This is a genomic window from Sphingomonas sp. CCH9-F2 (genome assembly GCF_001556735.1).
In the GTDB taxonomy this organism is placed as follows: Bacteria; Pseudomonadota; Alphaproteobacteria; order Sphingomonadales; family Sphingomonadaceae; genus Sphingomonas; species Sphingomonas ginsenosidimutans.
The window spans coordinates 1-1,274 of sequence record NZ_LSJO01000609.1 but is presented as its reverse complement, the minus strand read 5'-3'; the positions used below and the strand labels follow the sequence as shown (position 1 = coordinate 1,274).

The following is a 1,274-nucleotide window of genomic DNA, read 5'->3' as shown; positions in this document are numbered from 1 at the left end:
GACGATCCACGATCATCGGCTGCGCATCGCCGCCGATGCCGTGCTACCGATCGATGCGGCGGGGATACCGCTCGGCACGCTCGCCCCGGTCCAGGGTACGCCGTTTGATTTCCGCACGCTGCGCCGCGTCGGCGACGGGCTGGACGGCGACGACCCAGCGATCGTCGCGCAGCACGGCTACAACCACAATTTCTGCCTGTCGCCGCCGCGCGACGCGCTGCTGGTCGATCCGTACAGCGGGCGGCGGATGTGGCTGTCGACCGACCAGCCGGGCATCCAGCTCTATACCGGCAACGCGCTATGCGACGGCTATCGCCCGCACGCGGCGCTGTGTTTGGAAACGCAAGGGTGGCCGGACGCGCTGCACCACGCGCATTTCCCCTCAACCCGCCTCGATCCGGGCGACCTGTATCGGTCCGAAACGCTGCTGCGCTTCGATACCGCTTAGAGCGCGCCCATCCGCCCGCCGTCCGCGACAATATCCTCGCCGGTGACGAACCGCGCCGCGTCGGAGGCAAGGAAGCGCACCACCGCCGCGATATCGTCCGGCTGGCCGATGTCGGCGGGATCGATCTTCTCCTTGCCCGACCGGATGTTCGGGCTGTCGCGCAGCATCGCGGTGTCGATCGCGCCCGGCAGCACCGCGTTGCAGCGGATGCCGCGTTCGCGTCCCTCGATCGCGGTCGTGCGCGTCAGGCTGACCAGCGCGGCCTTGGACGCGGCATAGGACGCGACGTCGGGCGAGGTCCGCCGCGCATGGACCGACGCGATATGGATGATCGACGCACCCGCGCGCAGCACCGGCCATGCCGCCGCGGTCAGCAGCGCGGGCGCCACCAGATTGACCGCCAGCACCCGTTGCCAGTCGGCCGCGTCATGCGCCGCGATCGGCTTGAAGATCATCACCCCCGCGACATTGACCAGCACGTCGAGCCGACCGAACCGCGCCACCGTCGCGGCGACCAGCTGCGCCGGCGCGGCCGGATCGGCGAGGTCGGCGGCCAGGCTGTCGGGATCGTCCGCAATCGCGACATGGTCCGCGGCCACCACCGTCAGCCCGTCGGCGCGCAGGCCGCGCACCACCGCGCCGCCGATCCCGCCCGCGGCGCCAGTGACCAGCGCGACGCGCGCGCCCTCCGTCGCCCCGCTCACCATTCGCGCAGCGACCCGTCGCGCCCGCGCCACACCGGGTTGCGCCAGCGGTGCGCGTCCTTCGCGGCCTCGCGCACGCGCGCTTCGTCGATCGTCACGCCCAGCCCCGCCCCCTCCAGCAC

2 protein-coding genes are annotated in these 1,274 nt (G+C 72.0%); one reads left to right on the top strand and one right to left on the bottom strand.

What is annotated here, in order from left to right:
* A partial coding sequence (locus tag AX685_RS17040) for an aldose epimerase family protein (RefSeq protein ID WP_443026268.1) occupies positions 1-448 on the top strand: 448 nt, incomplete at its 5' end.
* Here the strand turns inward: AX685_RS17040 and AX685_RS17035 are convergent.
* Positions 445-1,155: an SDR family NAD(P)-dependent oxidoreductase gene (locus AX685_RS17035; RefSeq protein ID WP_066490704.1), complete on the bottom strand. Its 711-nt coding sequence runs from the start codon at positions 1,153-1,155 to the stop codon at positions 445-447. The two genes, AX685_RS17040 and AX685_RS17035, sit on opposite strands and share 4 nt — an antisense overlap.
* Positions 1,156-1,274: the final 119 nt, after the last annotated feature.